General features: G+C 71.3%; 19 protein-coding genes and 7 tRNA genes. 9 read left to right on the top strand and 17 right to left on the bottom strand.

The annotated features are described in order from the left end of the window. Nucleotides 1-165 precede the first annotated feature (165 nt). Nucleotides 166-1,077, top strand: a complete 912-nt coding sequence (locus ABZ719_RS25770; protein WP_366727536.1) for a phosphoribosylaminoimidazolesuccinocarboxamide synthase — start codon at nucleotides 166-168, stop codon at nucleotides 1,075-1,077. A 58-nt stretch (nucleotides 1,078-1,135) separates the two neighbouring features. Here the strand turns inward: ABZ719_RS25770 and ABZ719_RS25765 are convergent. The 8 genes from ABZ719_RS25765 to ABZ719_RS25730 all read right to left on the bottom strand — a co-directional run bounded on the left by ABZ719_RS25765 (nucleotide 1,136) and on the right by ABZ719_RS25730 (nucleotide 6,178). After that, nucleotides 1,136-1,208, bottom strand: a tRNA-Gly gene (locus ABZ719_RS25765). Between the two features lie 23 nt (nucleotides 1,209-1,231). Continuing rightward, nucleotides 1,232-1,855, bottom strand: coding sequence for a response regulator transcription factor (locus tag ABZ719_RS25760; protein ID WP_366727535.1), 624 nt, complete (start codon nucleotides 1,853-1,855; stop codon nucleotides 1,232-1,234). Continuing rightward, on the bottom strand, nucleotides 1,852-3,141 hold the full coding sequence (locus ABZ719_RS25755; RefSeq protein ID WP_366727534.1) for a sensor histidine kinase: 1,290 nt from the start codon (nucleotides 3,139-3,141) through the stop codon (nucleotides 1,852-1,854). Before ABZ719_RS25755 ends, ABZ719_RS25760 begins: the two co-directional genes overlap by 4 nt. A 305-nt stretch (nucleotides 3,142-3,446) precedes the next feature. Then, nucleotides 3,447-4,259 (bottom strand): ABC transporter permease, encoded by an 813-nt coding sequence (locus ABZ719_RS25750; RefSeq protein WP_366727533.1) that lies wholly within the window; start codon nucleotides 4,257-4,259, stop codon nucleotides 3,447-3,449. Beyond that, a complete protein-coding gene (locus ABZ719_RS25745; protein ID WP_366727532.1) occupies nucleotides 4,256-5,257 on the bottom strand; it encodes an ABC transporter ATP-binding protein in 1,002 nt (333 codons plus the stop codon). Before ABZ719_RS25745 ends, ABZ719_RS25750 begins: the two co-directional genes overlap by 4 nt. Before the next feature lie 140 nt (nucleotides 5,258-5,397). Next, nucleotides 5,398-5,470, bottom strand: a tRNA-Gly gene (locus ABZ719_RS25740). An 80-nt stretch (nucleotides 5,471-5,550) separates the two neighbouring features. Further along, nucleotides 5,551-5,622 (bottom strand) — tRNA-Gly (locus ABZ719_RS25735). A gap of 238 nt (nucleotides 5,623-5,860) precedes the next feature. Continuing rightward, nucleotides 5,861-6,178 carry an Lsr2 family protein gene (locus ABZ719_RS25730; RefSeq protein ID WP_037862750.1) on the bottom strand — a complete coding sequence of 106 codons (318 nt, stop codon included), beginning with the start codon at nucleotides 6,176-6,178 and terminating at the stop codon, nucleotides 5,861-5,863. A 365-nt stretch (nucleotides 6,179-6,543) separates the two neighbouring features. On the opposite strand from ABZ719_RS25730, the gene purS reads away from it, so the two are divergent. The 6 genes from purS (at nucleotide 6,544) to purM (ending at nucleotide 13,592) form a co-directional block, all read left to right on the top strand. Beyond that, on the top strand, nucleotides 6,544-6,816 hold the full coding sequence (gene purS, locus ABZ719_RS25725) for a phosphoribosylformylglycinamidine synthase subunit PurS (RefSeq protein WP_366727531.1): 273 nt from the start codon (nucleotides 6,544-6,546) through the stop codon (nucleotides 6,814-6,816). Beyond that, nucleotides 6,813-7,517 carry a phosphoribosylformylglycinamidine synthase subunit PurQ gene (gene purQ, locus ABZ719_RS25720; protein WP_366727530.1) on the top strand — a complete coding sequence of 235 codons (705 nt, stop codon included), beginning with the start codon at nucleotides 6,813-6,815 and terminating at the stop codon, nucleotides 7,515-7,517. The genes purS and purQ overlap by 4 nt, the downstream gene beginning before the upstream one ends. After that, nucleotides 7,514-9,772 (top strand): phosphoribosylformylglycinamidine synthase subunit PurL, encoded by a 2,259-nt coding sequence (purL, locus tag ABZ719_RS25715; protein ID WP_366727529.1) that lies wholly within the window; start codon nucleotides 7,514-7,516, stop codon nucleotides 9,770-9,772. Before purQ ends, purL begins: the two co-directional genes overlap by 4 nt. Nucleotides 9,773-9,902: 130 nt before the next feature. Next, the gene (locus ABZ719_RS25710) at nucleotides 9,903-10,700 is read left to right on the top strand and encodes a sterol carrier family protein (RefSeq protein WP_366727528.1); all 798 of its coding nucleotides are present in this window, start codon (nucleotides 9,903-9,905) and stop codon (nucleotides 10,698-10,700) included. 253 nt (nucleotides 10,701-10,953) lie between these two features. After that, nucleotides 10,954-12,483: an amidophosphoribosyltransferase gene (gene purF, locus ABZ719_RS25705; RefSeq protein WP_037862764.1), complete on the top strand. Its 1,530-nt coding sequence runs from the start codon at nucleotides 10,954-10,956 to the stop codon at nucleotides 12,481-12,483. Between the two features lie 44 nt (nucleotides 12,484-12,527). Then, nucleotides 12,528-13,592, top strand: a complete 1,065-nt coding sequence (purM, locus tag ABZ719_RS25700) for a phosphoribosylformylglycinamidine cyclo-ligase (RefSeq protein ID WP_366727527.1) — start codon at nucleotides 12,528-12,530, stop codon at nucleotides 13,590-13,592. A gap of 107 nt (nucleotides 13,593-13,699) precedes the next feature. On the opposite strand, the gene ABZ719_RS25695 is transcribed toward purM, so the two are convergent. Further along, nucleotides 13,700-13,957 (bottom strand): DUF3073 domain-containing protein, encoded by a 258-nt coding sequence (locus ABZ719_RS25695; protein ID WP_366727526.1) that lies wholly within the window; start codon nucleotides 13,955-13,957, stop codon nucleotides 13,700-13,702. A 330-nt stretch (nucleotides 13,958-14,287) separates the two neighbouring features. After that, nucleotides 14,288-15,388 carry a Glu/Leu/Phe/Val dehydrogenase dimerization domain-containing protein gene (locus ABZ719_RS25690; RefSeq protein ID WP_366727525.1) on the bottom strand — a complete coding sequence of 367 codons (1,101 nt, stop codon included), beginning with the start codon at nucleotides 15,386-15,388 and terminating at the stop codon, nucleotides 14,288-14,290. A gap of 231 nt (nucleotides 15,389-15,619) precedes the next feature. On the opposite strand from ABZ719_RS25690, the gene ABZ719_RS25685 reads away from it, so the two are divergent. Then, on the top strand, nucleotides 15,620-16,543 hold the full coding sequence (locus ABZ719_RS25685) for a hypothetical protein (RefSeq protein ID WP_366727524.1): 924 nt from the start codon (nucleotides 15,620-15,622) through the stop codon (nucleotides 16,541-16,543). Nucleotides 16,544-17,089: 546 nt separating this feature from the next. Continuing rightward, nucleotides 17,090-17,296: a developmental transcriptional regulator BldC gene (bldC, locus tag ABZ719_RS25680; protein WP_003949541.1), complete on the top strand. Its 207-nt coding sequence runs from the start codon at nucleotides 17,090-17,092 to the stop codon at nucleotides 17,294-17,296. A gap of 465 nt (nucleotides 17,297-17,761) precedes the next feature. Here bldC and ABZ719_RS25675 read toward each other — a convergent pair whose 3' ends face one another. The 7 genes from ABZ719_RS25675 to ABZ719_RS25645 all read right to left on the bottom strand — a co-directional run bounded on the left by ABZ719_RS25675 (nucleotide 17,762) and on the right by ABZ719_RS25645 (nucleotide 23,835). Continuing rightward, nucleotides 17,762-18,046 (bottom strand): DUF6274 family protein, encoded by a 285-nt coding sequence (locus tag ABZ719_RS25675; protein ID WP_366727523.1) that lies wholly within the window; start codon nucleotides 18,044-18,046, stop codon nucleotides 17,762-17,764. 381 nt (nucleotides 18,047-18,427) lie between these two features. Continuing rightward, a tRNA-Asp gene (locus ABZ719_RS25670) sits at nucleotides 18,428-18,502 on the bottom strand. 102 nt (nucleotides 18,503-18,604) lie between these two features. Beyond that, nucleotides 18,605-22,558, bottom strand: coding sequence for an ATP-dependent RNA helicase HrpA (hrpA, locus tag ABZ719_RS25665; protein ID WP_366727522.1), 3,954 nt, complete (start codon nucleotides 22,556-22,558; stop codon nucleotides 18,605-18,607). A 229-nt stretch (nucleotides 22,559-22,787) separates the two neighbouring features. Further along, nucleotides 22,788-23,456 carry a histone deacetylase gene (locus ABZ719_RS25660; RefSeq protein ID WP_366727521.1) on the bottom strand — a complete coding sequence of 223 codons (669 nt, stop codon included), beginning with the start codon at nucleotides 23,454-23,456 and terminating at the stop codon, nucleotides 22,788-22,790. A gap of 83 nt (nucleotides 23,457-23,539) precedes the next feature. Then, nucleotides 23,540-23,613 (bottom strand) — tRNA-Phe (locus ABZ719_RS25655). 24 nt (nucleotides 23,614-23,637) lie between these two features. Further along, nucleotides 23,638-23,712, bottom strand: a tRNA-Asp gene (locus ABZ719_RS25650). Between the two features lie 50 nt (nucleotides 23,713-23,762). Then, nucleotides 23,763-23,835 (bottom strand) — tRNA-Glu (locus ABZ719_RS25645). Between the last annotated feature and the right edge of the window lie 50 nt (nucleotides 23,836-23,885).

Genomic DNA, 23,885 nt, shown 5'->3' with positions numbered 1-23,885 from the left:
CGTCCGGCCCCTTGGCGGTCCTCCGCCGGGCCCCCGGGCGGTCCTCCGCCGGCCCCCCTGGCGGCCCGCCGCCGGACCGTCCGGGTGCCGCCGTCCACCCGCTGTCCGCGGCCCGTGTCCGATACGGGAGAATCGAGCCATTGGACAGAACCACGGGGAGGAACCGTGTCCGGATTCGTCGAAAAGCCCGAGCCGATCCAGGTTCCGGGCCTGGTGCATCTGCACACCGGCAAGGTGCGCGAGCTGTACCAGAACGAGGCGGGCGACCTCGTGATGGTCGCCAGCGACCGCATGTCCGCCTACGACTGGGTGCTGCCCACGGAGATCCCCGACAAGGGCCGCATCCTCACGCAGCTCTCCCTGTGGTGGTTCGACCGCCTCGCGGACCTCCTCCCCCACCACGTCATCAGCACCGAGGTCCCTGACGGCGCCCCCGCCGACTGGGCCGGGCGCACCCTCGTCTGCAAGTCGCTGCGGATGGTCCCGGTGGAGTGCGTGGCCCGCGGCTACCTCACCGGCTCGGGCCTGGCCGAGTACAACGCCTCCCGCACGGTGTGCGGCCTGGCCCTGCCCGAAGGCCTGGTCGACGGCTCCGAGCTGCCCGCGCCGATCTTCACCCCGGCCACCAAGGCGGAGGTCGGCGAGCACGACGAGAACGTCTCCTACGAGGAGGCGGCCCGGCAGACCGGCGCCGAGACGGCCGCCCAGCTGCGCCAGGCGACCCTCGCCGTCTACGGCCGGGCCCGGGACATCGCCCGGGAACGGGGGATCATCCTCGCCGACACCAAGTTCGAGTTCGGCTACGACGGGGAGACTCTCGTCCTCGCCGACGAGGTGCTCACGCCCGACTCCTCGCGTTTCTGGCCGGCCGACCAGTGGCAGCCGGGGCGCGCGCAGCCGTCGTACGACAAGCAGTTCGTCCGCAACTGGCTGACCTCGGCCGAGTCCGGCTGGGACCGCACGGGCGAGCAGCCCCCGCCGCCGCTGCCCGAGCACGTGGTGGAGGCGACCCGCGGCAAGTACGTGGAGGCGTACGAGCGGCTGACCGGGACGAACTGGTCCTCGGTCGTGTCCTAGGCCCCACGGCCCGCGCACGAAGAAGCCCCCCGGTGGTGACCGGGGGGCTTCTCGCCGGAGCGGACGACGAGGCTCGAACTCGCGACCTCAACCTTGGCAAGGTTGCGCTCTACCAACTGAGCTACGTCCGCGTTGCGCCGTGGCGCGAGAGCAACTATACCCAACCTCGCTCCCGTGCGAGCCGTACTGCCGCGTGCCGGTTCTCCGCGCCCAGCTTCGTCACGGCCGACGACAGGTAGTTCCGGACGGTCCCAGGGGAGAGCGCGGCCCGCTCGGCGATCTCCGTGACCGGTGCGCCGTCGGCGGCCAGCTCCAGCACCTCCGCCTCGCGCGCGGCCAGCGGGGAGTCCCCGGCGGAGATCGCGTCGGCGGCCAACTCCGGGTCGACGTAGCGGTTCCCGGCGTGGACGGTGCGGATGATCTCGGCGAGACGCTGTGCGCTGACGGTCTTCGGGACGAAGCCGCGCACCCCCGCCGCGAGCGCCCGCTTCAGGTGTCCCGGCCGCCCGTGGCTGGTCACGATCAGCACCCGGCAGCCGGGCAGTTCCGCGCGCAGGGATGTGGCGACCTTCACACCGTCGGCGCCCGGCATCTGCAGGTCCAGGACGGCGACGTCGGGCTCGTGCGCCCGGGCCATCGCCAGTGCCTCGGGCCCGCTCGCCGCCTCCGCGACGACCCGCAGGTCGTCCTCCAGCGAGAGCAGCGCGGCCAGCGCGCCCCGGATGAGGTGCTCGTCGTCGGCCAGCAGCAGCCGGACGGGAGCCGGTGGCGTCGTCATGGGGTGACCTCGCTCAGGGGGGTGGTCTCGTGCACGGGGCCGGAGGGCCCCGGCACGGCGGCGGGCGGCAGGGGCACCTCGGCGGTCAGCCGGAAGCGGCCGGGCCCCGCCGGGCCCGCCCGCAGCAGGCCGTCGAGGGCCGCGAGGCGTTCGCGCAGTCCGGCCAGGCCGGAGCCCGGCCGGCCGGCCGCCGGGGCGTCGGGCACCCCGTCGTTCTCGACCGTCAGCTCGGCCCGGCCGCCCTCCACGCGCAGGGAGATCGCGCACTGCCGGGCGTCACCGTGGCGCAGCACGTTCGTGGCGGCCTCGCGGACCACCCAGCCCAGTGCGGACTGCACCGTGGCGGGCAGGCCGCCGGCCGGGCCGGTGACGGCGCAGTCGATGCCCGCCGCGGTCAGCACGCCCTGCGCCCCGGCGAGTTCCGCGCCGAGGTCGGCCTCCCGGTACCCGCGCACCACCGCGCGGACCTCGCGCTGGGACTCCTGCGCCAGTCGCTGCACCTCGGTCATCTGCTCCACCGCCTCGGGCCGCCCGCGCCGGCCCAACTGCACGGCCAGCTCGGCCTTCAGCGCGATCACCGCGAGATTGCGGCCCAGGACGTCGTGCAGGTCCCGCCCGAACCGCAGCCGTTCCTCGGCCACGGCGAGCCGCGCCTCGGTCTCGCGGGAGCGCTCGGCCTCCCACAGCACGGACAGGGTCCACGCGCCGCACCGCGCGGCCAGCAGGCAGAAGCCGGTGGCGAAGACGACCAGCAGACCCGCCATCAGGACGTCGGGGGCGCTGCGGACGGCGAGCGCGTCCGCAGCCATGAGGACCAGCCCCACCACGGCGGCACGACGCAGGAACACCGGGACGGGCACGAGCATCGCGTACACCAGGCCGAACGACACCAGACCCGCACCGAGGGCGAGCCGGGCCGTCCACGGTGCGAGTCCCCCGAGCGCGGTCAGCACGAGGGGCAGGGCGAGGGCGGCCGCCAGCAGGCCGAGCGAGGGGGCGAGCGCGCGTCCGGGCAGCCGTTCGCGGCCCAGGTAGTGGCCGAAGGAGGGCCGGGCCAGCCGGTTGGCCGCCACGCACTGGAGCACGCCGGCGAGGAGCGTCAGCCCCGCCAGCACGAGCGGCAGCGGCCGGTGCCGCACTCCCGCGGCGACCGGCAGGACCAGCCAGGTGAGCATGAACACCCACTCCGCCGCGCACAGGGAGATCACACTGTGCAGCTCGACGCGTTCCGCCTTGCTGCGCTCCCGCCACTGCCGCCGCTGCCACCGGCGGATGCCGTCGAACACCGTGCGCCTCCTGTCCGTCCGTTCCCTCACCGCACCCGGAGCCGCCCGCATCCGCGTACCCGGAGCCGCCCGCGTCCGTGCACCCGGCGCCATGGTCGCCCGTGCACACGATGCCGCACCCGCCCGCGCGCCCGGCGCCGAGCCGTACCTCGTGCCCGGCACCGGCACCGGCACCGTCCCCGTGCCCGGCAGGACAGCGGTCCCCGTGCCGGGCGTGACGGCGGCCCCCATGCTCGGCACGGCGCCCACCCCCTCGCTCGGCACGGCGCCCACCCCCGCGCCCGGCGCCTCGCCCGTCCTCGTGCTCAGCGGCGTGGTTCCCAGCGGAACCACCGCCGTACAGCAAACACCGCCAGTGCCAGCCAGACCAGGGCGACGACCAGGGCCCGCAGGACCTCGTATCCGCTCAGCTCACCGGTCCAGCCGCCGCGCACCAGCGTGATCGCCGGTGTCAGCGGCAGCAGTTCGCACAGGTGGGCCAGCCGGTCGGGCAGGACCTCCAGCGGGACGGCCGTCCCCGAGCCCACCGCCGACACCATGATCAGCGGGATCGAGGTGACCTGGGCGCTCTCCGTGGTGCGGGTGAGTCCGGCCGTGACCGCCGCCAGGGTCAGGCACAGCGCCAGTCCCAGCAGCAGTCCGAGGACGGCCAGGTGCGGGGCGTGCGGGGCGGGGACGTGCAGCAGGACCGTGCAGGCGGCCGTCAGGATCAGCGACTGCCCCAGACCCGTGGCGAGGGCGGGCAGCGCCGCCCCGGCGAGGATCTCCGCGTCCCGCGGTTCACCGGTGCGCAGCCGCTTGAGGACGAGCTGCTCGCGCCGGGCGACGAACACACCGACGAGCGTGGAGTACACGGCGAACAGCAGCGAGAAGCCGATGGCGGCGGGCAGCATGACGAGCCCCACGGTGAGCCCGGCGTCCTCCAGGTCCAACTGCCCGGCCGCCGAGTGGAGGCTGAACGGCAGCACCAGCGGGACGAAGACGGCGGCGACGAGGGTGCTCCTGCTCCGTGCGAACAGGGTCAGTTCGGCGCGGGCGAGCGCGCTCATGCGGCTCAGCGCGGTGCTGGGGCCGCGCCGGGCACGGGCCGCGCCGGGGGCGAGGGTGCCGCCGGTCATACGACGTACTCCGTTTCCTTCGGCGCGGAGGAACCGCGCGTGGCCGCCTCCCCGGCGGAGGCCTCGCGTGCGGAGGCGTCCCGCGCGATCCCGAGGAACGCCTCCTCCAGGGAGGCCGACCGCGCGTCCAGGCGGCGCAGTCCGAGACCGGCCCGCCGGGCCCAGAGCAGCAGTTCCGTGGCGGTCCGCTGCAACTCCCGCGTACGCAGCCGTACGAGACGGCCGTCCGTCTCGTGACCGCACACGCCCAGGGAGTCGAGCGGGGGAAGATCCCCCAGGAAGTAACCGGGGGGCAGTTCGAAGGAGATCCGGGAGGGCTGAGCGGCCGTCACCTCGGCGGGGCTTCCCGTGGCGGCGATGCGTCCCTCGTGCAGGATCGCCAGCCGGTCGGCGAGGCCTTCGGCCTCCTCCAGGTAGTGCGTGGTGAGCAGCACGGTCGTGCCCGCGTCCCGCAGGGTCCGCACCAGCTCCCAGGTGTCCCGGCGGCCCTCGGCGTCCAGCCCGGTGGTCGGCTCGTCCAGGAACAGCACCTCGGGGTCACCGAGCAGCGCCAGTGCCAGGTCGAGCCGGCGCCGCTCCCCGCCGGACAACTGCTTGACCCGTACCGCCGCGCGCCGTTCCAGACCGACCAGGGCAAGTGCCTCCCGCGGATCGCGGGCGCCGCTCACGCAGCCCGCCCACATCCGCATGGTCTCCGCGACGGTCAGTTCGGAAGGGAAGCCGCCTTCCTGGAGCATCACGCCGGTACGGGGACGTACGGCGGCGCGGTCGGTGAAGGGATCGTGGCCCAGCACCCGGACACGCCCTGCGGCCGGAGCGGCCAGTCCCTCCAGCAGTTCGACCGTGGAGGTCTTTCCGGCGCCGTTGGTGCCGAGCAGCGCGAAGACCTCGCCGCGTTTCACGTGAAACGTGATGCCGCGTACGGCTTCGAACCCGCCCCCGTACACGCCTCGCAGGTCGGTGACCTCTATCACGTGCTCGTGTTCGTCCCTGTCCATGACATCAGCGTCGCGGCAGACGGGGACCGGGAGCAGTGCGCGGTGTCATCGAGCGGAATGACAAATGTCAGTCGACGTCCGGAGGGCGGGAAGGCGGACATGAAAAGACCCCGGTCCGAGGGACCGGGGTCTCATTCCCGAGCGGACGACGAGGCTCGAACTCGCGACCTCAACCTTGGCAAGGTTGCGCTCTACCAACTGAGCTACGTCCGCATTGCATCCGACCGGCTTTCACCGATCGGTGCGAGCACCAGCCTACCTGATCCACTTGCGTGGTCGGACCGGCGGTGCAGAGCGGGTGACAGGAATTGCACACTGCGCCTTCCCCCTGGAAGGGGGATGTTCTGCTACTGAACTACACCCGCATGTACTCCGTGGGTCTCGGCCTTCCGGCCTCGCCCCTCGGCGTGCTCCAGACATTAGCTGATCAGCAGGGGGGTAGCGCAAGTCGGCTGCTCCCAGGGCCCGCTGACGGACCCTGGGCCGCCTCCCGGAGCGCCCCGGCCTGCCCCGCGCCCCGCCCGCTCCCGGGACGGACGCGCCCTCGGCGGCCGCGCCGGAAGGCGCCACGGCCGAGGCGGACGTGCCCGAGGCGGGCACCCCTCACTGGGCCGCGCTGAACGCCTCGTAGACCTTCTTGGGGATGCGGCCGCGCGCCGGCACGTCCATCTTGTTGGCCTGGGCCCAGGCCCGGACGGCCGCCGGGTCGGGGGCGACCTCCGTCTGCCGGTACGCCTTGCCCGACCTGGACCGCTTGCGGCCCGCCTCGACGTAGGGCGCGAGCGCCTTACGCAGTTTCTTGGCATTGGTTTGGTTCAGGTCGATCTCGTAGAACCTGCCGTCGAGTCCGAAGGCGATCGTCTCCGCCGCTTCCGAGCCGTCGATGTCGTCAAAGAGAGTGACCACGACACGCTGCGCCACGAATATCGGTCCCTTCGTGCGGCACCTGTGCCCGTGCACTCCGCCATGACGTGGGGAGATGTTCGTCAGGTGCCGACTGTCCGCCGGTTATCGGGAAAAGTATCGGCTGTTGCCAATTCATTTGTACAGTGCCGGGCATTGCGAAGTGAAGCCCCGACTAAATCTCTCTGCGTGTCCCGGCGTGGCACCCCTGCAATACCGGGCGCGAGGCGGAAGGCCGAACTTTTCCAGAACTTTTCACGAAGCCCCCCGATCGAGGCGGCTCCGTGACGGGCGTCACGTAGATTCCTACCAGTCTACTCGCGTAGAAATTTTGTGCGGGTAGTCTGAAGGAACCTGCTCAGCACCACACACCGGGAGTGCCAGTGGCACGCGTCGTAGTCGACGTCATGCTCAAGCCGGAGATCCTCGACCCCCAGGGCCAGGCGGTGCAGCGCGCACTGCCGCGGCTGGGTTTCGAAGGCATCTCCGACGTCCGTCAGGGAAAGCGATTCGAACTGGAAGTGGACGGGCCCGTCGACGAGGCCGCCCTCGCCCGCATTCACGAGCTTGCCGAATCCTTCCTCGCCAACACCGTGATCGAGGACTTCACCGTGAAGGTCGAGTCCGGCGACGTGGTCGCGGAGGCCGCGAAGTGACCGCTCGTATCGGCGTCGTCACTTTCCCGGGCAGCCTCGACGACCGGGACACCCAGCGCGCGATCCGCCTCGCGGGCGCCGAACCCGTCGCCCTGTGGCACAAGGACAAGGACCTCAAGCAGGTCGACGCGGTCGTCCTGCCCGGCGGCTTCTCCTACGGCGACTATCTGCGGGCCGGCGCCATCTCCCGCTTCTCGCCGGTGATGGACACCGTCATCGAGCAGGCGAAGGCCGGCCTGCCGGTCCTCGGCATCTGCAACGGCTTCCAGGTCCTCACCGAGGCCCACCTGCTGCCCGGCGCGATGCTCGGCAACGACCACCTCCACTTCATCTGCCGCGACCAGAAGCTGCGGGTGGAGAACGCGGAGACCGCCTGGACCGCCGACTACACGGCCGGCCAGGAGATCAACATCCCGCTGAAGAACATGGACGGCCGGTACGTCGCCGACGAGTACACCCTCGACAAGCTGGAGGCGGAGGGCCGCGTCGCCTTCCGCTACCTGGTCCGCGGCGAAGCCGCCGAGGGTTATGGAAACCCCAACGGCTCGCTGCGCGACATCGCCGGCATCACCAACGAGGCCGGCAACGTGGTGGGCCTCATGCCGCACCCCGAGCACGCCACCGAGCCGCTGATCGGCACCGGCCGCACCGACGGCCTCCCGTTCTTCACCTCGATCCTCAAGAAGCTGGTCACCGCATGAGCAGGACGCCTCTGGACACGGTCGAGCACGCGGCCGCGACCCCCGACGTCGAGCTGCCCTGGGCCGAACTCGGCCTGAAGAAGGACGAGTACGAGCGGGTCGTGGAGATCCTGGGCCGCCGCCCCACCGGGGCCGAGCTGGCCATGTACTCCGTGATGTGGTCCGAGCACTGCTCGTACAAGTCCTCCAAGGTCCACCTCCGCCAGTTCGGCGAGAAGGCCCCCGAGAACGACGCCATGCTCGTCGGCATCGGCGAGAACGCCGGCGTCGTCGACGTCGGCCACGGCTACGCCGTCACCTTCAAGGTGGAGTCGCACAACCACCCGTCCTACGTCGAGCCCTACCAGGGCGCGGCCACGGGCGTGGGCGGCATCGTGCGCGACATCATCGCGATGGGCGCCCGCCCGGTCGCCGTCGTCGACCCGCTGCGCTTCGGCGCGGCCGACCACCCCGACACCAAGCGGGTGCTGCCCGGCGTGGTCGCCGGCATCGGCGGCTACGGCAACTGTCTGGGCCTGCCCAACATCGGCGGCGAGGTCGTCTTCGACGCCTGCTACCAGGGCAACCCGCTGGTCAACGCCGGTGCCATCGGCGTGATGCGGCACGAGGACATCCACCTCGCCAAGGCGTCCGGTGCGGGCAACAAGGTCATCCTGTACGGGGCCCGGACCGGCGGCGACGGCATCGGCGGCGCGTCGATCCTCGCCTCCGAGACCTTCGACGACGCCAAGCCGTCCAAGCGCCCCGCCGTCCAGGTCGGCGACCCCTTCCAGGAGAAGCTGCTCATCGAGTGCACCCTGGAGGCGTTCGCCGAGAAGCTGGTCGTCGGCATCCAGGACCTCGGCGCGGCGGGCCTGTCCTGCGCCACCTCCGAGCTGGCCTCCAACGGCTCCGGCGGCATGCGCGTCACCCTGGACGACGTCCCGCTGCGCGACTCCACGCTCTCGCCCGAGGAGATCCTCATGAGCGAGTCGCAGGAACGCATGTGCGCGGTCGTCGAGCCGGAGAAGGTCGACCGGTTCCTGGAGATCTGCGAGAAGTGGGACGTCATCGCCACCGTCATCGGTGAGGTGACCGACGGCGACCGGCTGGAGATCTACTGGCACGGCGGCAAGATCGTCGACGTCGACCCGCGCACGGTCGCCCACGAGGGCCCGGTCTACGAGCGTCCCTACGCCCGCCCCGAGTGGCAGGACGCGCTCCAGGCCGACGACGCGAACAAGCTGCCCCGGCCGCGGACGGCCGAGGAGCTGAAGGCGCAGGTCCTGAAGCTGGTCGCCTCTCCGAACCAGGCCTCCAAGAAGTGGATCACCCAGCAGTACGACCACTTCGTGCAGGGCAACACCGTCCTGGCCATGCCGGAGGACTCCGGCATGATCCGCATCGACGAGGAGAGCGGCCTCGGCGTCGCCCTCGCCACGGACGGCAACGGCCGCTACGCCAAGCTCGACCCGTACACCGGCGCCCAGCTCGCCCTGGCGGAGGCGTACCGCAACGTCGCCACCACCGGCGCGAAGCCGCTGGCCGTCTCCGACTGCCTGAACTTCGGCTCGCCCGAGGACCCGGCGGTCATGTGGCAGTTCGCGGAGGCCGTGCGCGGTCTGGCGGACGGCTGCCTCCAGCTCGGCACCCCGGTGACCGGCGGCAACGTCTCGCTCTACAACCAGACCGGCGAGGCCGCCATCCACCCGACACCGGTCGTCGCCGTCCTCGGCGTGATCGACGACGTGGCCCGCCGTACCCCGGTCGCCTTCCAGGAGGAGGGCCAGCTGCTCTACCTCCTCGGCGACACCCGCGAGGAGTTCGGCGGCTCGGCCTGGTCGCAGGTGGTCCACGACCACCTCGGCGGTCTGCCCCCGAAGGTCGACCTGGAGCGCGAGCGGCTGCTGGCCGAGATCCTGATCTCCGCCTCTCGCGACGGCATGATCGACTCCGCGCACGACCTCTCCGACGGCGGCCTGATCCAGGCGGTCGTGGAGTCGGCGCTGCTCGGCGGCAAGGGCGCGCGGCTGGTCGTCCCGGACGGCCTGGACGCGTTCACCTTCCTCCTGTCGGAGTCGGCCGGCCGCGCGCTCGTCGCCGTGCCGCGCTCCGAGGAGGTCCGCTTCAACGACATGTGCGGCGCGCGGGGCCTGCCCGCCACCCGCATCGGTGTCGTCGACGGTGACGCGGTGGAGATCCAGGGCGAGTTCGCGCTGCCGCTGGCCGAGCTGCGCGAGGCCCACGAGAGCACCATCCCGGCACTGCTGGCGTAGTTCCCGCCGCAGACCGGACGAGCAGCCCGGCCGCTCCGCCGAGGAGACGGCCGGGCGCTCACCTTCCCCTCAAGTTCCGGGCCCGGGAAACCCCCGGCACCCGTCCCGCGCCACGGCATAGGCTCACCCCATGCCCCCGGCCAGGAAACGCCCCAGGACCTACGACCCCGCCAGGATTCGCGCGGCGGTCCTCGCCCAGCTCGGTGCCGTCCGGGAGGGCGTGCGCACCCTGACGCCCGGCCAACTGGCGCTGCCCACACGGCTCGGGGACTGGACGGTACGGGAGCTGGTCGCGCACATCGGCATGGCCGTCACCGCCGTCGGCCGCTCCCTCGAACTGCCCGAGCCCGCACGGCAGGACGCCGTCCTGCTCGACTGGCCGCGGGCGATCGCGTCCAACGCCGCGGCCATCGACGAGTTCACCCGCCGGCTCGCCGCCGGGACCCCGGACCTCGGCGCCTACCTCGGGGACATCGGCCGGACCCTGGAGCGGCAGCTCGACGAACACCCCGGCACGCGGCTCCTGGCCACCAACGCGGGCGCGCTGCCGCTCGCCGACTACCTCGTCACCCGGACCGTCGAACTCGTCGTCCACACCGACGACCTGAACGCCGCCGTACCGGGTCTGGAGGTCCCCCACGACCGGCAGGCGCTCGCCGCCGCCACCCGCCTGCTCGCCGACGCGCTCGCCGCCAGAGCACCGGGCGGTTCGACCGAGGTGCGCGTACCGCCGTACGCCGTCGTCCAGTGCGTCGAGGGCCCTCGTCACACCCGCGGCACCCCGCCCAACGTCGTGGAGACCGACCCGCTGACCTGGGTGCGGCTGGCCACCGGACGCCTCTCGTGGCACGACGCCCTGGAGAGCGCCCGGCTCAGCGCGAGCGGGGAACGGGCGGACCTCGGCGCCCTGCTGCCCCTGATGGCCTGACCGCTCACCGGCGTGTCGCGCCGTCCCGGACCGCCCCGCGGTGTGCGACAACTCACTCGTCCTCGCGGTGCGCGGGGACCGGGCGCGGGACACCGCGGGCGCCGGGACCGGCCCCGCACCCTGACAATGCCCCTCTGACCTGCGAAAATACAGAGCGTTCGGGAGCGGTCGCGCGGGAGTGACCCGGCCGCTCGGGGTTTTTTTGACATTCCCCAATTCGGACCAGTGGTCGACCTCGCCTACACTCGATTGCGTGCCACGTGGTGACGGTCGACTCAATCACGATCTGCTCCCCGGCGAGAAAGGCCCCCAGGACGCGTGCGGCGTCTTCGGTGTCTGGGCTCCGGGCGAAGAGGTCGCAAAGCTCACGTACTTCGGGCTCTACGCCCTCCAGCATCGGGGCCAGGAATCCGCGGGTATCGCGGTCAGCAACGGCTCCCAGATCCTCGTCTTCAAGGACATGGGCCTCGTGTCCCAGGTCTTCGACGAGACCTCGCTCGGTTCGCTCCAGGGTCACATCGCGGTCGGACACGCCCGCTACTCGACCACCGGCGCCTCCGTGTGGGAGAACGCCCAGCCGACGTTCCGTGCCACCGCGCACGGCTCGATCGCGCTCGGCCACAACGGCAACCTGGTCAACACGGCGCAGCTCGCCGAGATGGTCGCCGAACTGCCCAAGGACACCAACGGCCGCTCGACCCGGGTGGCGGCCACCAACGACACCGACCTGCTGACGGCCCTGCTGGCCGCCCAGGTCGACGCCGACGGCAAGCCGCTGACCATCGAGGAGGGGGCCCACGCCGTCCTCCCGCAGGTCAAGGGCGCCTTCAGCCTCGTCTTCATGGACGAGCACACCCTGTACGCCGCCCGCGACCCGCAGGGCATCCGCCCGCTGGTCCTCGGCCGGCTGGAGCGCGGCTGGGTGGTCGCCTCCGAGTCCGCCGCGCTCGACATCTGCGGTGCCAGCTTCGTGCGCGAGATCGAGCCGGGCGAGTTCGTCGCCATCGACGAGAACGGCCTGCGTACTTCGCGATTCGCACCGGCGAAGCCGAAGGGCTGTGTCTTCGAGTACGTCTACCTGGCCCGCCCCGACACCGACATCGCCGGACGCAACGTCTACCTCTCCCGCGTCGAGATGGGCCGCAAGCTGGCGAAGGAAGCGCCCGTCGAGGCCGACCTCGTCATAGCGACCCCGGAGTCCGGCACCCCCGCCGCGATCGGGTACGCGGAGGCCTCCGGCATCCCCTTCGGCAGCGGCCTGGTCAAGAACGCGTACGTCGGACGTACGTTCATCCAGCCCTCGCAGACCATCCGGCAGCTCGGGATCCGGCTGAAGCTGAACCCGCTGAAGGAAGTCATCAAGGGCAAGCGCCTGGTCGTCGTCGACGACTCGATCGTCCGCGGCAACACCCAGCGCGCCCTGGTGCGCATGCTCCGCGAGGCCGGGGCCGCCGAGGTCCACATCCGGATCTCCTCGCCGCCCGTGAAGTGGCCGTGCTTCTTCGGCATCGACTTCGCCACCCGCGCCGAGCTGATCGCCAACGGCATGAGCATCGACGAGATCGGCACCTCGCTGGGCGCCGACTCGCTGGCGTACATCTCCATCGACGGCATGATCGAGGCGACCACCATCGCCAAGCCGAACCTGTGCCGTGCCTGCTTCGACGGCGAGTACCCGATGGAACTCCCCGACCCGGAGCTGCTCGGCAAGCAGCTGCTGGAGACCGAGCTGGCCGCAGGGCCCGCCGCCACGGCCGCGGCCGACGCCATCCGTCGCCCGTAGTCAGCCCGCCACACCCGCAGTACGACACGAAAGTTCTCATCGTCATGTCTGAGACAACCGGTGCCAGCTACGCAGCGGCGGGCGTCGACATCGAAGCGGGCGACCGCGCCGTCGAGCTGATGAAGGAGTGGGTGAAGAAGACGCAGCGCCCCGAGGTCCTCGGCGGCCTCGGCGGCTTCGCCGGCCTCTTCGACGCCTCCGCCCTCAAGCGCTACGAGCGCCCCCTGCTCGCCTCCGCCACCGACGGCGTCGGCACCAAGGTCGACCTCGCCCGCCGGCTGGGCGTGTACGACACCATCGGCCACGACCTGGTCGCCATGGTCATGGACGACATCGTGGTCTGCGGTGCCGAACCGCTGTTCATGACCGACTACATCTGCGTCGGCAAGGTGCACCCCGAGCGGGTCGCCGCCATCGTCAAGGGCATCGCCGAGGGCTGTGTCCTGGCCGGCTGCGCCCTGGTCGGCGGCGAGACCGCCGAGCACCCCGGTCTGCTCGGCGAGGACGACTTCGACGTCGCCGGCGCCGGCACGGGCGTGGTGGAGGCCGACCGGCTGCTCGGCCCGGACCGCATCCGCGAGGGTGACGCGGTGATCGCCATGGCGTCCTCCGGTCTTCACTCCAACGGGTACTCGCTGGTGCGGCACGTGCTGCTGGAGAGGGCGGGCCTGTCCCTGGACGCGCACGTCGAGGACTTCGGCCGCACCCTCGGTGAGGAACTGCTGGAGCCGACCAAGATCTACTCCCTGGACTGCCTGGCGCTGACCCGCACCACCGAGGTCCACGCCTTCAGCCACATCACCGGCGGCGGACTCGCCGCCAACCTGGCTCGTGTGATCCCGGACACCCTGCATGCCGTGGTCGACCGCTCCACCTGGACCCCGGCCCCGGTCTTCGGCCTGGTCGGCCGGACGGGTGACGTGGAGCGGCTGGAGCTGGAGAAGACCCTCAACATGGGCGTCGGCATGATCGCGATCGTGCCCCAGGAGTCGGCGGACGCGGCCCTCACCACCCTGGCCGACCGCGGGGTCGACGCCTGGGTCGCCGGTGAGATCACCGCGCGGGGCGCGCACACCACGGGAGCGGCCCTGGTGGGCGACCACGCGTGAGCCGCGGGTGAGAACAGCACGAAACCCGGTCCGGCGCTGGAAGCACCGGACCGGGTGAAGTGGAGGACCTTGCGACGCGCGTGGGACGGCAGAACCGGCCGCTGGTGTCAGGCGCCGCGACGGTGTTGTGAGGAGGAGCCGTCCTGCTCGTCCTCGTCGTCGTCCTCATAGAGGTCGGCGTACCGTGCGTACAGGTCGTCGTCTTGCTCATCGCCCTCGAAATGGTCGCCGTTAGTCGGCGGCGACGGATTCGACGTCGATGCGCCCAGCTCCTCGGCCAGGCGTGAGAGGTCAGTCCCACCGCTGTTGTACTTCAGCTGGCGGGCGACCTTCGTCTGCTTGGCCTTGGCCCGGCCGCGCCCCATGGCTCGACCCCCTCAACGACGGGGCTCAACGGCCCCAGAGTCTGACACGCGTTCATGATCCGGCACGGGCTCTCCGCAGAGAGACCGGTCCGTAGGGCTTCCACGGTACCTGAGCCCGCGGCCATACGGTACGTCGCCCGTAGGACGCGCGTGTGCGCAGTGCCTTCGAGGCGCCCTGTCCTCGCTGGTCAGTGGCGATTTTAACCACTTATCGGCGAGCGACCCGCCGGTGGAAGTGAGAGTTCTCTCCAACTGTCCACCGGCAGGTACCGGTCAAACGTCACACGGAGGGCGTGCCGGCCCCCGCGCGCACGCGGCTCACCGCGCGCGTCACAGGGTGTGCGCGGCGCGCGCCTCCGCCATCCGCTGCTCGGCGATCCGGTCCGCCGCCGCGGCCGGCGGAATCCCGTCCGCCTTCGCACGTGCGAAGATCCCGAGCGTGGTGTCGAAGATCTTCGCGGCCTTCGCCTTGCACCGGTCGAAGTCGAAGCCGTGCAGCTCGTCGGCGACCTGGATGACCCCGCCGGCGTTCACCACGTAGTCCGGCGCGTAGAGGATCCCGCGGTCGGCGAGGTCCTTCTCGACGCCGGGGTGGGCGAGCTGGTTGTTGGCCGCCCCGCACACCACCGCGGCGGTCAGCACCGGCACCGTGTCGTCGTTCAGGGCGCCGCCGAGCGCGCAGGGGGCGTAGATGTCGAGCCCCTCGGTGCGGATCAGGGCGTCGGTGTCGGCGGCCCGGCGCACGGCGGGGTGCGTGGCGACCACGCGGTCCACGGCCTCCTCGCGCACGTCCGTGACCACGACCTCGGCGCCCTCGTCCAGCAGGTGCCGGACCAGGTGGTGCCCGACCTTGCCCACACCCGCGACACCCACCCTGCGGCCGCGCAGCGTCGGGTCGCCCCACAGGTGCTGGGCCGAGGCCCGCATGCCCTGGTAGACACCGAAGGCGGTCAGCACGGAGGAGTCGCCCGCGCCGCCGTTCTCGGGGGAGCGGCCGGTGGTCCAGCGGCACTCGCGCGCCACGACGTCCATGTCGGCCACGTACGTGCCGACGTCGCACGCGGTGACGTAGCGCCCGCCGAGCGAGGCCACGCACCGTCCGTAGGCGAGCAGCAGCTCCTCGGACTTGACCAGCTCCGGGTCGCCGATGATCACGGCCTTGCCGCCGCCGTGGTCCAGGCCGGCCATGGCGTTCTTGTACGACATCCCGCGGGCGAGGTTCAGCGCGTCGGCGACGGCCTCCTGCTCGCTCGCGTACGGGTAGAAGCGGGTGCCGCCGAGGGCGGGTCCCAGGGCGGTGGAGTGGATGGCGATGACGGCCTTGAGGCCGCTGGCGCGGTCCTGACAGAGCACGACCTGTTCATGGCCGCCCTGCTCCGAGCGGAACAGGGTGTGCAGTACGTCAGCGTGCGCGCCGGTTACGTCGGTCACGGTGGTGACTCCCAGGTAAGTAGCGGCGGGTGGTGTGTCGTCCCCGTGCGGGTGGCGGGGCCGTGGCAGGAGACTAGACCCTGACCCCGTCCGCCCGGGGCGCGGTGGTCCGGATCACCCTCCCAAGGAGTACCTTCCTGCCCGCCCATGCGACGATCTGCAGTGGTTTTCCGTCCGTCCGGGCGCGGGCCGGGCGGGTTTCGGGCCCGGTCCGGTGGGGAGGGAGCAGGCGTGCCCAAGGTGTCCTCCGTGGTCGTCCCGTACGCGACCTATCTGCGCGTCTACGAGCCGCTGGCCGCCTTCCCGGAGCCGGAGCGCAGCCACTGGGCGCGCTACGCCCGCCGACCCGGCCGCCCCTCCTACCAGGACGAACTGCGCCGCTCGCTGGCCGACCTGCTGCCCACCCCGCCGGTGGCGGTCCCGGTGCACGAGAGCCGGGACGCGTTCGTGCTCGACGTCGACGGGGTGGTCTGCGTCTGCCCCTGGCGCACCCGGCTGCGCGGCTGGCAGGCGCTGGACGATCTCACCGAGGAGCTTCCGGCGGTGGTCCTGGACGCGGTGCTGCCCCCGGTCGTACGCCGCCAGGCCGCCCAGGACTACGAGCGCTGGCTGGCCCGCAACCCGGACGCCCGCCCCTGGATCCGCACGGCGACCTGGCAGGTGCCGCTGAACTGGTTCGTGCTCGTCTCCGACGAGGAGCGGGAGTACGTCCGGGGCGTGGGGGCCGCCGCGGCCGGTGCGGCGGGCAAGGGCGGCGGCGACTCGGCCGCCGGGGAGGGGCTCGGCGCCGCCGGCGGCCTCGGGGAGGAGCCGCCCGCGCTGCGGTACCGGACGCCGATGGTGCAGGCCCGGCGGCGGGTGGCGCGGGGCCTGCGCGCGCTGCGGGACGCCGTCGACGAGGGCCCGCTGGTCGACGGCCTGCTGGACGTCGGCCGCTGGCTGGAGGAGTTCCACCCGCGCTCCCTGGTGGAGCTGGACTACGGCGGACTGGTGCACGTGCTGCCGGTCGGTGAGCTGGAGGGCGACCATTCGGCGGCCGACGTGGCCGAGGGGATCGAGGCGCTGCGCCGGGGCGACGGGACGGCGGCGGCGGAGGCCTACGGGCGGCTCGTGGAGCGCTGGCGCGGGGTGCGGGAGCGGCGCTCGGCCAACTGACGATGTGATGACGATTCGTCAGCGAGTGATCTGCGTCACGGCTCGAACGGCATCGAACAGCGTACGGTCAAGCGTCCTTTGCGGAGCTGAGGGGACGTAGGGGCCCGATCCGGGCGTTTGTGTCAAGGGTGATGGACTGCACTTACCAGACCCTTGCCTTGCTTGCCCCTCCTCATGCCAAAATAGGACAAGGAGTCCGGGGAGGGCTCCTTCCGTCCGCTTATGCTCCGTGCTGGACGGAATCTCAGCATTGCACGCTTTGGGGGGTCTGGTGACTTCCTGATCACCCTGTGACTGATCGTCACAGTGGTGTGACTGTCCGCTATGGCATGGTCCATCGGCTTCCGTCGCTGATGAACACCTGGGAGGGCAATTCCATCGGTTTGGCCGACGCGGCTGGACAGATGGTGTAGTTGTAGTGCCGAGGACAAGCCGTTCGTCCTATAACCGACTCGACTCGCGTCCGCCATTTCGGGCAACGCGGGTCAAGGTGCAGAATTTAGAGGAAAGAACCGAGAAGGTTCGGTTCTCCCGAGGAGGCCGCTCATGACCGCTCGCACCCCTGATGCCGAGCCGCTGCTGACCCCGGCTGAGGTCGCCACCATGTTCCGCGTCGACCCGAAGACGGTCACGCGCTGGGCGAAGGCCGGCAAGCTCACGTCGATCCGCACGCTCGGCGGGCACCGCCGCTACCGCGAGGCCGAGGTCCGCGCTCTGCTCGCGGGCATCCCGCAGCAGCGCAGCGAGGCCTGAACAATTCCATAACCGGGCAAACCGGTCGGCCCCCCAACCGGCCAGGACGCCCGGACCCCTAGCTCCAAGCGACGCGGGTCCTGCCCCAACAGGCCCCACGCCCAAGCCGTCAGAGCTTCGCAGGCAAGTGAACAGGGTGCGTCGTCGATCGCGCTGGACTCCGCCGGGTCCAGCGCGATCTTTTTTGTGCGCTCCGAGGGGGCCGGCGAGTGACTCTGTGAGCGGGCTTGTCCGACCCTGGGGAGGGGTGTCGGATCCCCTGTGAACAGCCGTGAAGACCAGTGCAATTGCACATATTAAATTGACTGGGTGTAGGAGGGGTGTAAGGAGAGGGCTTTCAAAAACTCGTGCGGTGACACCCGTCACATGGCGCGATGCTTGTTGGCTGCCGCCGCCGTGCGCTAAAGGAGGCTCCGCTTCCACCGGCCCCTGCAGGCACGGGAGTTCGGGATCCGGGCGGCGCGCTCACGCGGTCGACGGCCGCTCCTCCTCCACGGTCTCCAGCACGTCCTGGACCTCCAGGGCCCCGAGCGGCTTCCGGGCCGTCACGGCGCCGCCCAGCGCCTCCTGTCCGGCGCCCGGCGCCCGGGGGACGTCCCCGGCCGGGACGGGGCGGGGGGCGGCCTCCATCGCCAGCCGCAGCAGGCGGTGGCAGGCAGGACAGCGACTGGTGAGGTGGCCGTACGACGAGGCGGCCGCGAGGTGCGCGCGGAGCAGCGCCCGCGTCTCGTGCCTGGCCGATGCCGCCATACGCCACCTCCGGCGGGCCGCGCCCGAACGGACCCTGCTTCTGGGGTACCGAGGGAATGTGACGCCGTCAAGGGACCGGGAACGGACGGAGGGACCGGCACACGAGAGGCCGCGGGCGCGGCCTGGGTTCGGGGTCTCGGGCGGCGGCCCCCGCCGGCATCGGCGGGGGAGCGCGGGAGGTATGGGAAAGGCCCGCTTCCGTTGCCGGGTGCGGGCCTTCACTTGCGGTCCTGACGGGATTTGCTGGGTCCGACGGCGGCTGCCGCCGCGGGCGCGGCCTGGGTTCGGGGTCTCGGGCAGGAGCGCGGCCGGCCTCGGTGGGTGAGGTCCGGGGCATAAGAGAAAGGCCCGCTTCCGTTGCCGGATGCGGGCCTTCGACTGCGGTCCTGACGGGATTTGAACCCGCGGCCTCCACCTTGACAGGGTGGCGAGCACTCCAAACTGCTCCACAGGACCTGGTTTCGCGGCGCTGATCTCGCGTTGCGCTGCGAAAAGAGACTCTACAGGAGGCGGGCCGCCTGGTCGAACTCACTCAGGGTGCCGGTCCCGTCACGGCGGTCACGGGGCCGCCGCGTCGATCGCCTTCACGATCCGCTTGTCCGAGACGGGGTAGGCCGTGCCCAGCGCGTGGGCGAAGTAGCTGACCCGCAGCTCCTCGAGCATCCAGCGGATGTCCCGCACCTGCTGCGGCACCGGCCGGCCCTGCGGCATCTGCTCCAGCAGCCACGCGTACTCGTCGCGCATCTCCTGGACCTTCTCCATACGCGTCGTGTCCCGCTGGACGTTGGTCGGCATCTGCTGGAGCCGCCGGTCCGCGGCGACCAGATAGCGCATCAGGTCGGGCAGCCGCCGTATCCCCGCCTCCGTGACGAAGCCCGGCTTCACCAGCGCGTCCAACTGCTGCCGTACGTCCGTCAGGTTCGCCAGCAGCGCGGGGCTCCGCACCGCCTTCAGACGGCGTTCACAGGCCTGCCAGGCGGCCAGCACCTGCTGGACCTGGCCCACGGTCCGCACGGTCAGGTCCACGATCTCCGACCGGACCTTGTCGTAGAGCTTCCGGTACGACTCCTCGTCCCACACCGGTCCGCCGAAGTCCGCGATCAGCCGGTCCGCCGCCGCCGTCGCGCAGTCCTCGAACAGGGCCTGGACCGAACCGTGCGGATTGGCCGACAGACCGAGCTTCTGCTGGTTCGTCAGGTGATCGCTCGCGTATTTCGCCGGGCTCACCGGGATGTTGCGCAGGATCAGCCGGCGCGTGCCCTTCCACATGGCCTCGGCCTGCTCGGCCTCGGTGTCGAAGAGCCGCACCGAGACGGTGCCCGCCGCCGGTCCGTCGTCCACGAGCGCCGGGTACGCCTTCACCGGCTGACCGGCCCTGCGGGTCTCGAAGACCCGGGTGAGCGAGCCGATCGTCCAGTCGGTCAGCCCGCCGCGCTCCAGCGACTCGCCGCCGGCGCGCTCGGCGGTCGCCGCCGCGGCCTGCGAGAGGGCCTTGCGCGCCTTCGGTCTGAGGCTGAGCTTCAGCGCCTCCAGGTCCTTGTCCTCGGCCAGCTTGCGGCGCCGCTCGTCGACGATCCGGAAGGTGATCTTCAGGTGGTCGGGGACCTTGGCCCAGTCGAAGTCCTCGGCCTCGAACGGCACGCCGACCATGCGCCTCAGCTCACGCGCCATCGTGACCGTCAGCGGCTCCTGGAGGGGCACCGCCCGCTCCAGGAACGCCTTCGCGTAGTTCGGCGCGGGCACGTAGTGGCGGCGGACCGGCTTGGGCAGCGAGCGGATCAGCTCGGTCACGACCTCCTCGCGCAGGCCCGGGATCTGCCAGTCGAAGCCCTCGTCGGTGACCTGGTTGAGCACCTGGAGCGGGATGTGGACGGTCACACCGTCCGCGTCCGCGCCCGGCTCGAACTGGTACGTCACCCGGAACTTCAGGTTCCGCTGGCGCCACGAGTCGGGATAGTCGGCCTTGGTGACCGCCTGGGCCGACTCCCGGACGAGCATCTCCCGCTCGAAGTCCAGGAAGTCCGGCTGCTCGTGCCGCTTGTGCTTCCACCAGGAGTCGAAGTGGGCACCGGAGACGACGTGTTCGGGCACCCGCTGGTCGTAGAAGTCGAACAGCGTCTCGTCGTCGACGACGATGTCCCGGCGCCGGGCCCGGTGCTCCAGCTCCTCGACCTCGCTCAGCAGCCTGCGGTTGTCGGCGAAGAACTTGTGGTGCGTGCGCCAGTCGCCCTCGACCAGCGCGTTGCGGATGAACAGCTCCCGGCTGGCCTCGGGGTCGATCCGGCCGTAGTTGACCTTCCGCTGGGCGACGATCGGCACGCCGTACAGCGTCACCTTCTCGTACGCCACCACCGCGGCCTGGTCCTTCTCCCAGTGCGGCTCGCTGTACGTCCGCTTCAGCAGGTGCCCGGCGAGCGGCTCGACCCACTCGGGCTCGATCTTCGCGTTGACCCGCGCCCACAGCCGCGACGTCTCGACGAGTTCGGCGGACATCACGAAACGCGGTGGCTTCTTGAAGAGGGCCGAACCCGGGAAGATCGCGAACTTGGCGTTGCGGGCGCCCAGGTACTCGTTCTTGGCGCCGTCCTTCACGTCCTTCATGCCGATGTGCGAGAGCAGACCCGCCAGCAGGGAGACGTGGACGCGGTCGCCCGGGGCGTCCTCCTCGTTGAGGTGGATGCCCATCTGCTTGGCCACCGTGCGCAGCTGGGAGTAGATGTCCTGCCATTCGCGGATGCGCAGGAAGTTCAGGTACTCCTGCTTGCACATGCGGCGGAAGGACGAGGAGCCGCGCTCCTTCTGCTGCTCGCGCAGATAGCGCCAGAGGTTGAGGAAGGCCAGGAAGTCGCTGGTCTCGTCCCGGAAGCGGGCGTGCTGCTGGTCGGCCTGCGCCTGCTTGTCCGCGGGACGCTCGCGCGGGTCCTGGATGGACAGCGCGGCGGCGATCACCATGACCTCGCGCGCACAGCCGTTCCTGTCGGCCTCCAGGACCATGCGGGCCAGACGGGGGTCGACGGGCAGCTGGGCCAGCTTGCGGCCGGTCTGCGTGAGCCGCTTGCGCGGATCCTTCTGCTCCGGGTCGAGCGCCCCCAGCTCCTGGAGCAGCTGCACGCCGTCGCGGATGTTGCGGTGGTCCGGCGGGTCGATGAACGGGAACTTCTCGATGTCCCCGAGGCCGGCCGCGGTCATCTGCAGGATCACCGAGGCGAGGTTGGTGCGCAGGATCTCCGCGTCCGTGAACTCCGGCCGCGCCAGGAAGTCGTCCTCGCTGTACAGCCGGATGCACACGCCGTCCGACGTACGGCCGCAGCGGCCCTTGCGCTGGTTGGCGCTGGCCTGCGAGACCGGCTCGATGGGCAGCCGCTGCACCTTGGTGCGGTGGCTGTAGCGGGAGATCCGGGCGAAGCCGGGGTCGATGACGTACTTGATGCCCGGGACCGTCAGCGACGTCTCCGCGACGTTGGTGGCCAGCACGATCCGGCGGCCGGTGTGCGGCTGGAAGACGCGGTGCTGCTCGGCGTGCGAGAGCCGCGCGTACAGCGGCAGCACCTCCGTGGACCTGTACTGCTTCTTGGTGAGGGCGTCGGCGGTGTCCCGGATCTCCCGCTCACCGGAGAGGAACACGAGGATGTCCCCCGGGCCCTCGGCCAGCAGCTCCTCGACGGCGTCGGTGATCGCGGTGATCTGGTCCCGGTCGGCGTCCTCGGAGTCCTCTTCGAGGAGCGGCCGGTACCGCACCTCCACGGGGTACGTCCGGCCGCTGACCTCGACGATCGGCGCGTCACCGAAGTGGCGCGAGAAACGCTCGGGGTCGATGGTCGCCGAGGTGATGACGACCTTCAGGTCGGGACGCTTCGGCAGCAGCTGGGCCAGGTAACCGAGCAGGAAGTCGATGTTCAGGGACCGCTCGTGGGCCTCGTCGATGATGATCGTGTCGTAGGCGCGCAGCTCGCGGTCGGTCTGGATCTCGGCGAGCAGGATGCCGTCCGTCATCAGCTTCACGAAGGTGGCGTCCGGGTCCACCTGGTCGGTGAAGCGGACCTTCCAGCCGACGGCCTCACCGAGCGGGGTGCGCAGCTCGTCGGCGACGCGCTCGGCCACGGTGCGGGCCGCGATCCGGCGCGGCTGGGTGTGCCCGATCATGCCGCGCACGCCCCGGCCCAGCTCCATGCAGATCTTCGGGATCTGCGTGGTCTTGCCGGACCCGGTCTCACCGGCGACGATGACGACCTGGTGGTCGCGGATGGCCGCCGCGATCTCGTCCTTCTTCTGGCTGACCGGCAGTTGCTCGGGGTAGGTGACCGCGGGCACACGGGCACGCCGGTCGGCCATGCGGTGCGCGGCCTTGTCGGCCTCGGCCTCGATCTCGGCGAGGACGGCGGCGCGCGCCTCGGGCTTGCGGATCTTGCGCGCGCCTTCGAGTCTGCGCCCGAGCCGGTGCGCGTCACGCAGCGACAGCTCGGTCAGACGGGCGGCGAGAGAGCCCAGGGCGGGGGCGGGATGCGTAGACATACGCGTCCCAGGATCTCACCTCGGGGAAATCTCGCGCGAATGATTTGAGCGGGCCGCGCCCGGTGGGCCGCCGGGCGTGCGGGCGGCTGGGACGGCGGGCCGTGGCGGCGGACCGTGGCCGCGGTGGAAGCGGCCGGCGGTGGCCGCCGGCGGCGGAGCGGTCCGCGGGGGCGGCGAGCGGTGGTGTCGGGAGCGGCCCGCGAGGGCGGTGAGCGACGGTGGGGGCGGGTCACCTGCCGGAACGCAGCAGGTCCGCGACGGCCGGTTCCGACCAGTGTCCGCCCGCGCCGGGGCAGGCGGCGATGTAGGAGGCGACGGCGTCGCAGTCCCAGACACCGGCCGACAGCAGCCCGCCGCCCAGGAAGCGGACGTAGGGGGCGGACGGCGGGTTCCAGGGCACGTCGTCCAGGCCCCAGGGAGCGGTGAACGTGAGGACGGGCAGGCCGTCCACCTGGCCGGGGCAGACGAGCGTCTCGTAGCGGCCCCGGCCCAGCACGGCCCGGCCGCTGCTGAGCACGTCCGTCAGGTCGAGCCGTTCACCGGGCTCCCGGTACATCTCCTGGGCGGCGATGTCGGAGAACTGCTCGGCCGACAGCAGATGGGCCCTGGCCAGGACCCGGCCCTGGACGTGGGGATCGTAGAAGGCCCGGCCGCCGCCCCACACCGGTGACTCGGTGGCGAAGTACAGGGCGCCGGTCAGTTCGACGGGGACCGAGCGGGTCGGCATCCGGGTGTCGCGGCACCCGGGGGTGGCTCTGGCGGCTCCCGGAGGCCGGCCGCCGCGGAGGTAGAAGGCGAGCCGGCCGAGGTCCATGTTCGAGCCGTAGGAGGTGTACCAGACCTGCTCCGGGGCGGCGTCGGCCGGCAACGTCGGGTCGATGGGGTGCAGGGCTTTCACGCCGGTCGGGACTCCTCGCGCACGAAGAAGCCCCTCTCCGAGGTGACTCGGAGAGGGGCTCGATGCCCTGGTGGGGGCGGTTGTGGCTGGGGCCGGGGTCGAACCGGCGACCTTCCGCTTTTCAGGCGGACGCTCGTACCAACTGAGCTACCCAGCCACGAGGTTTCACGTGAAACCTCAGCGGTCCTGACGGGATTTGAACCCGCGGCCTCCACCTTGACAGGGTGGCGAGCACTCCAAACTGCTCCACAGGACCATGTGGCAGTGTGTGTACCGACGAGAGTCAGTCTTACACACCGTACTGCGTGCCCCCAACGGGATTCGAACCCGTGCTACCGCCTTGAAAGGGCGGCGTCCTAGGCCGCTAGACGATGAGGGCTATCGGCCCGCCTGGGCGCTTCTCAGCGCGTCGGGGACGTGAGAAGCATA

Source organism: Streptomyces sp. NPDC006743, from assembly GCF_040703815.1.
GTDB lineage: Bacteria > Actinomycetota > Actinomycetes > Streptomycetales > Streptomycetaceae > Streptomyces.
Note: the sequence above shows the minus strand (reverse complement) of the source record. Positions and strands in the feature narration are given on the sequence as shown.

Coding starts and splice junctions, on each gene's coding strand:
- purM (WP_366727527.1), top strand. CDS start 12,528: ATGTCTGAGACAACCGGTGCCAGCTACGCAGCGGCGGGCGTCGACATC.
- ABZ719_RS25760 (WP_366727535.1), bottom strand. CDS start 1,855: ATGACGACGCCACCGGCTCCCGTCCGGCTGCTGCTGGCCGACGACGAG.
- ABZ719_RS25695 (WP_366727526.1), bottom strand. CDS start 13,957: ATGGGGCGCGGCCGGGCCAAGGCCAAGCAGACGAAGGTCGCCCGCCAG.
- ABZ719_RS25745 (WP_366727532.1), bottom strand. CDS start 5,257: ATGGACAGGGACGAACACGAGCACGTGATAGAGGTCACCGACCTGCGA.
- hrpA (WP_366727522.1), bottom strand. CDS start 22,558: ATGTCTACGCATCCCGCCCCCGCCCTGGGCTCTCTCGCCGCCCGTCTG.
- ABZ719_RS25750 (WP_366727533.1), bottom strand. CDS start 4,259: ATGACCGGCGGCACCCTCGCCCCCGGCGCGGCCCGTGCCCGGCGCGGC.
- purL (WP_366727529.1), top strand. CDS start 7,514: ATGAGCAGGACGCCTCTGGACACGGTCGAGCACGCGGCCGCGACCCCC.
- bldC (WP_003949541.1), top strand. CDS start 17,090: ATGACCGCTCGCACCCCTGATGCCGAGCCGCTGCTGACCCCGGCTGAG.
- ABZ719_RS25710 (WP_366727528.1), top strand. CDS start 9,903: ATGCCCCCGGCCAGGAAACGCCCCAGGACCTACGACCCCGCCAGGATT.
- ABZ719_RS25675 (WP_366727523.1), bottom strand. CDS start 18,046: ATGGCGGCATCGGCCAGGCACGAGACGCGGGCGCTGCTCCGCGCGCAC.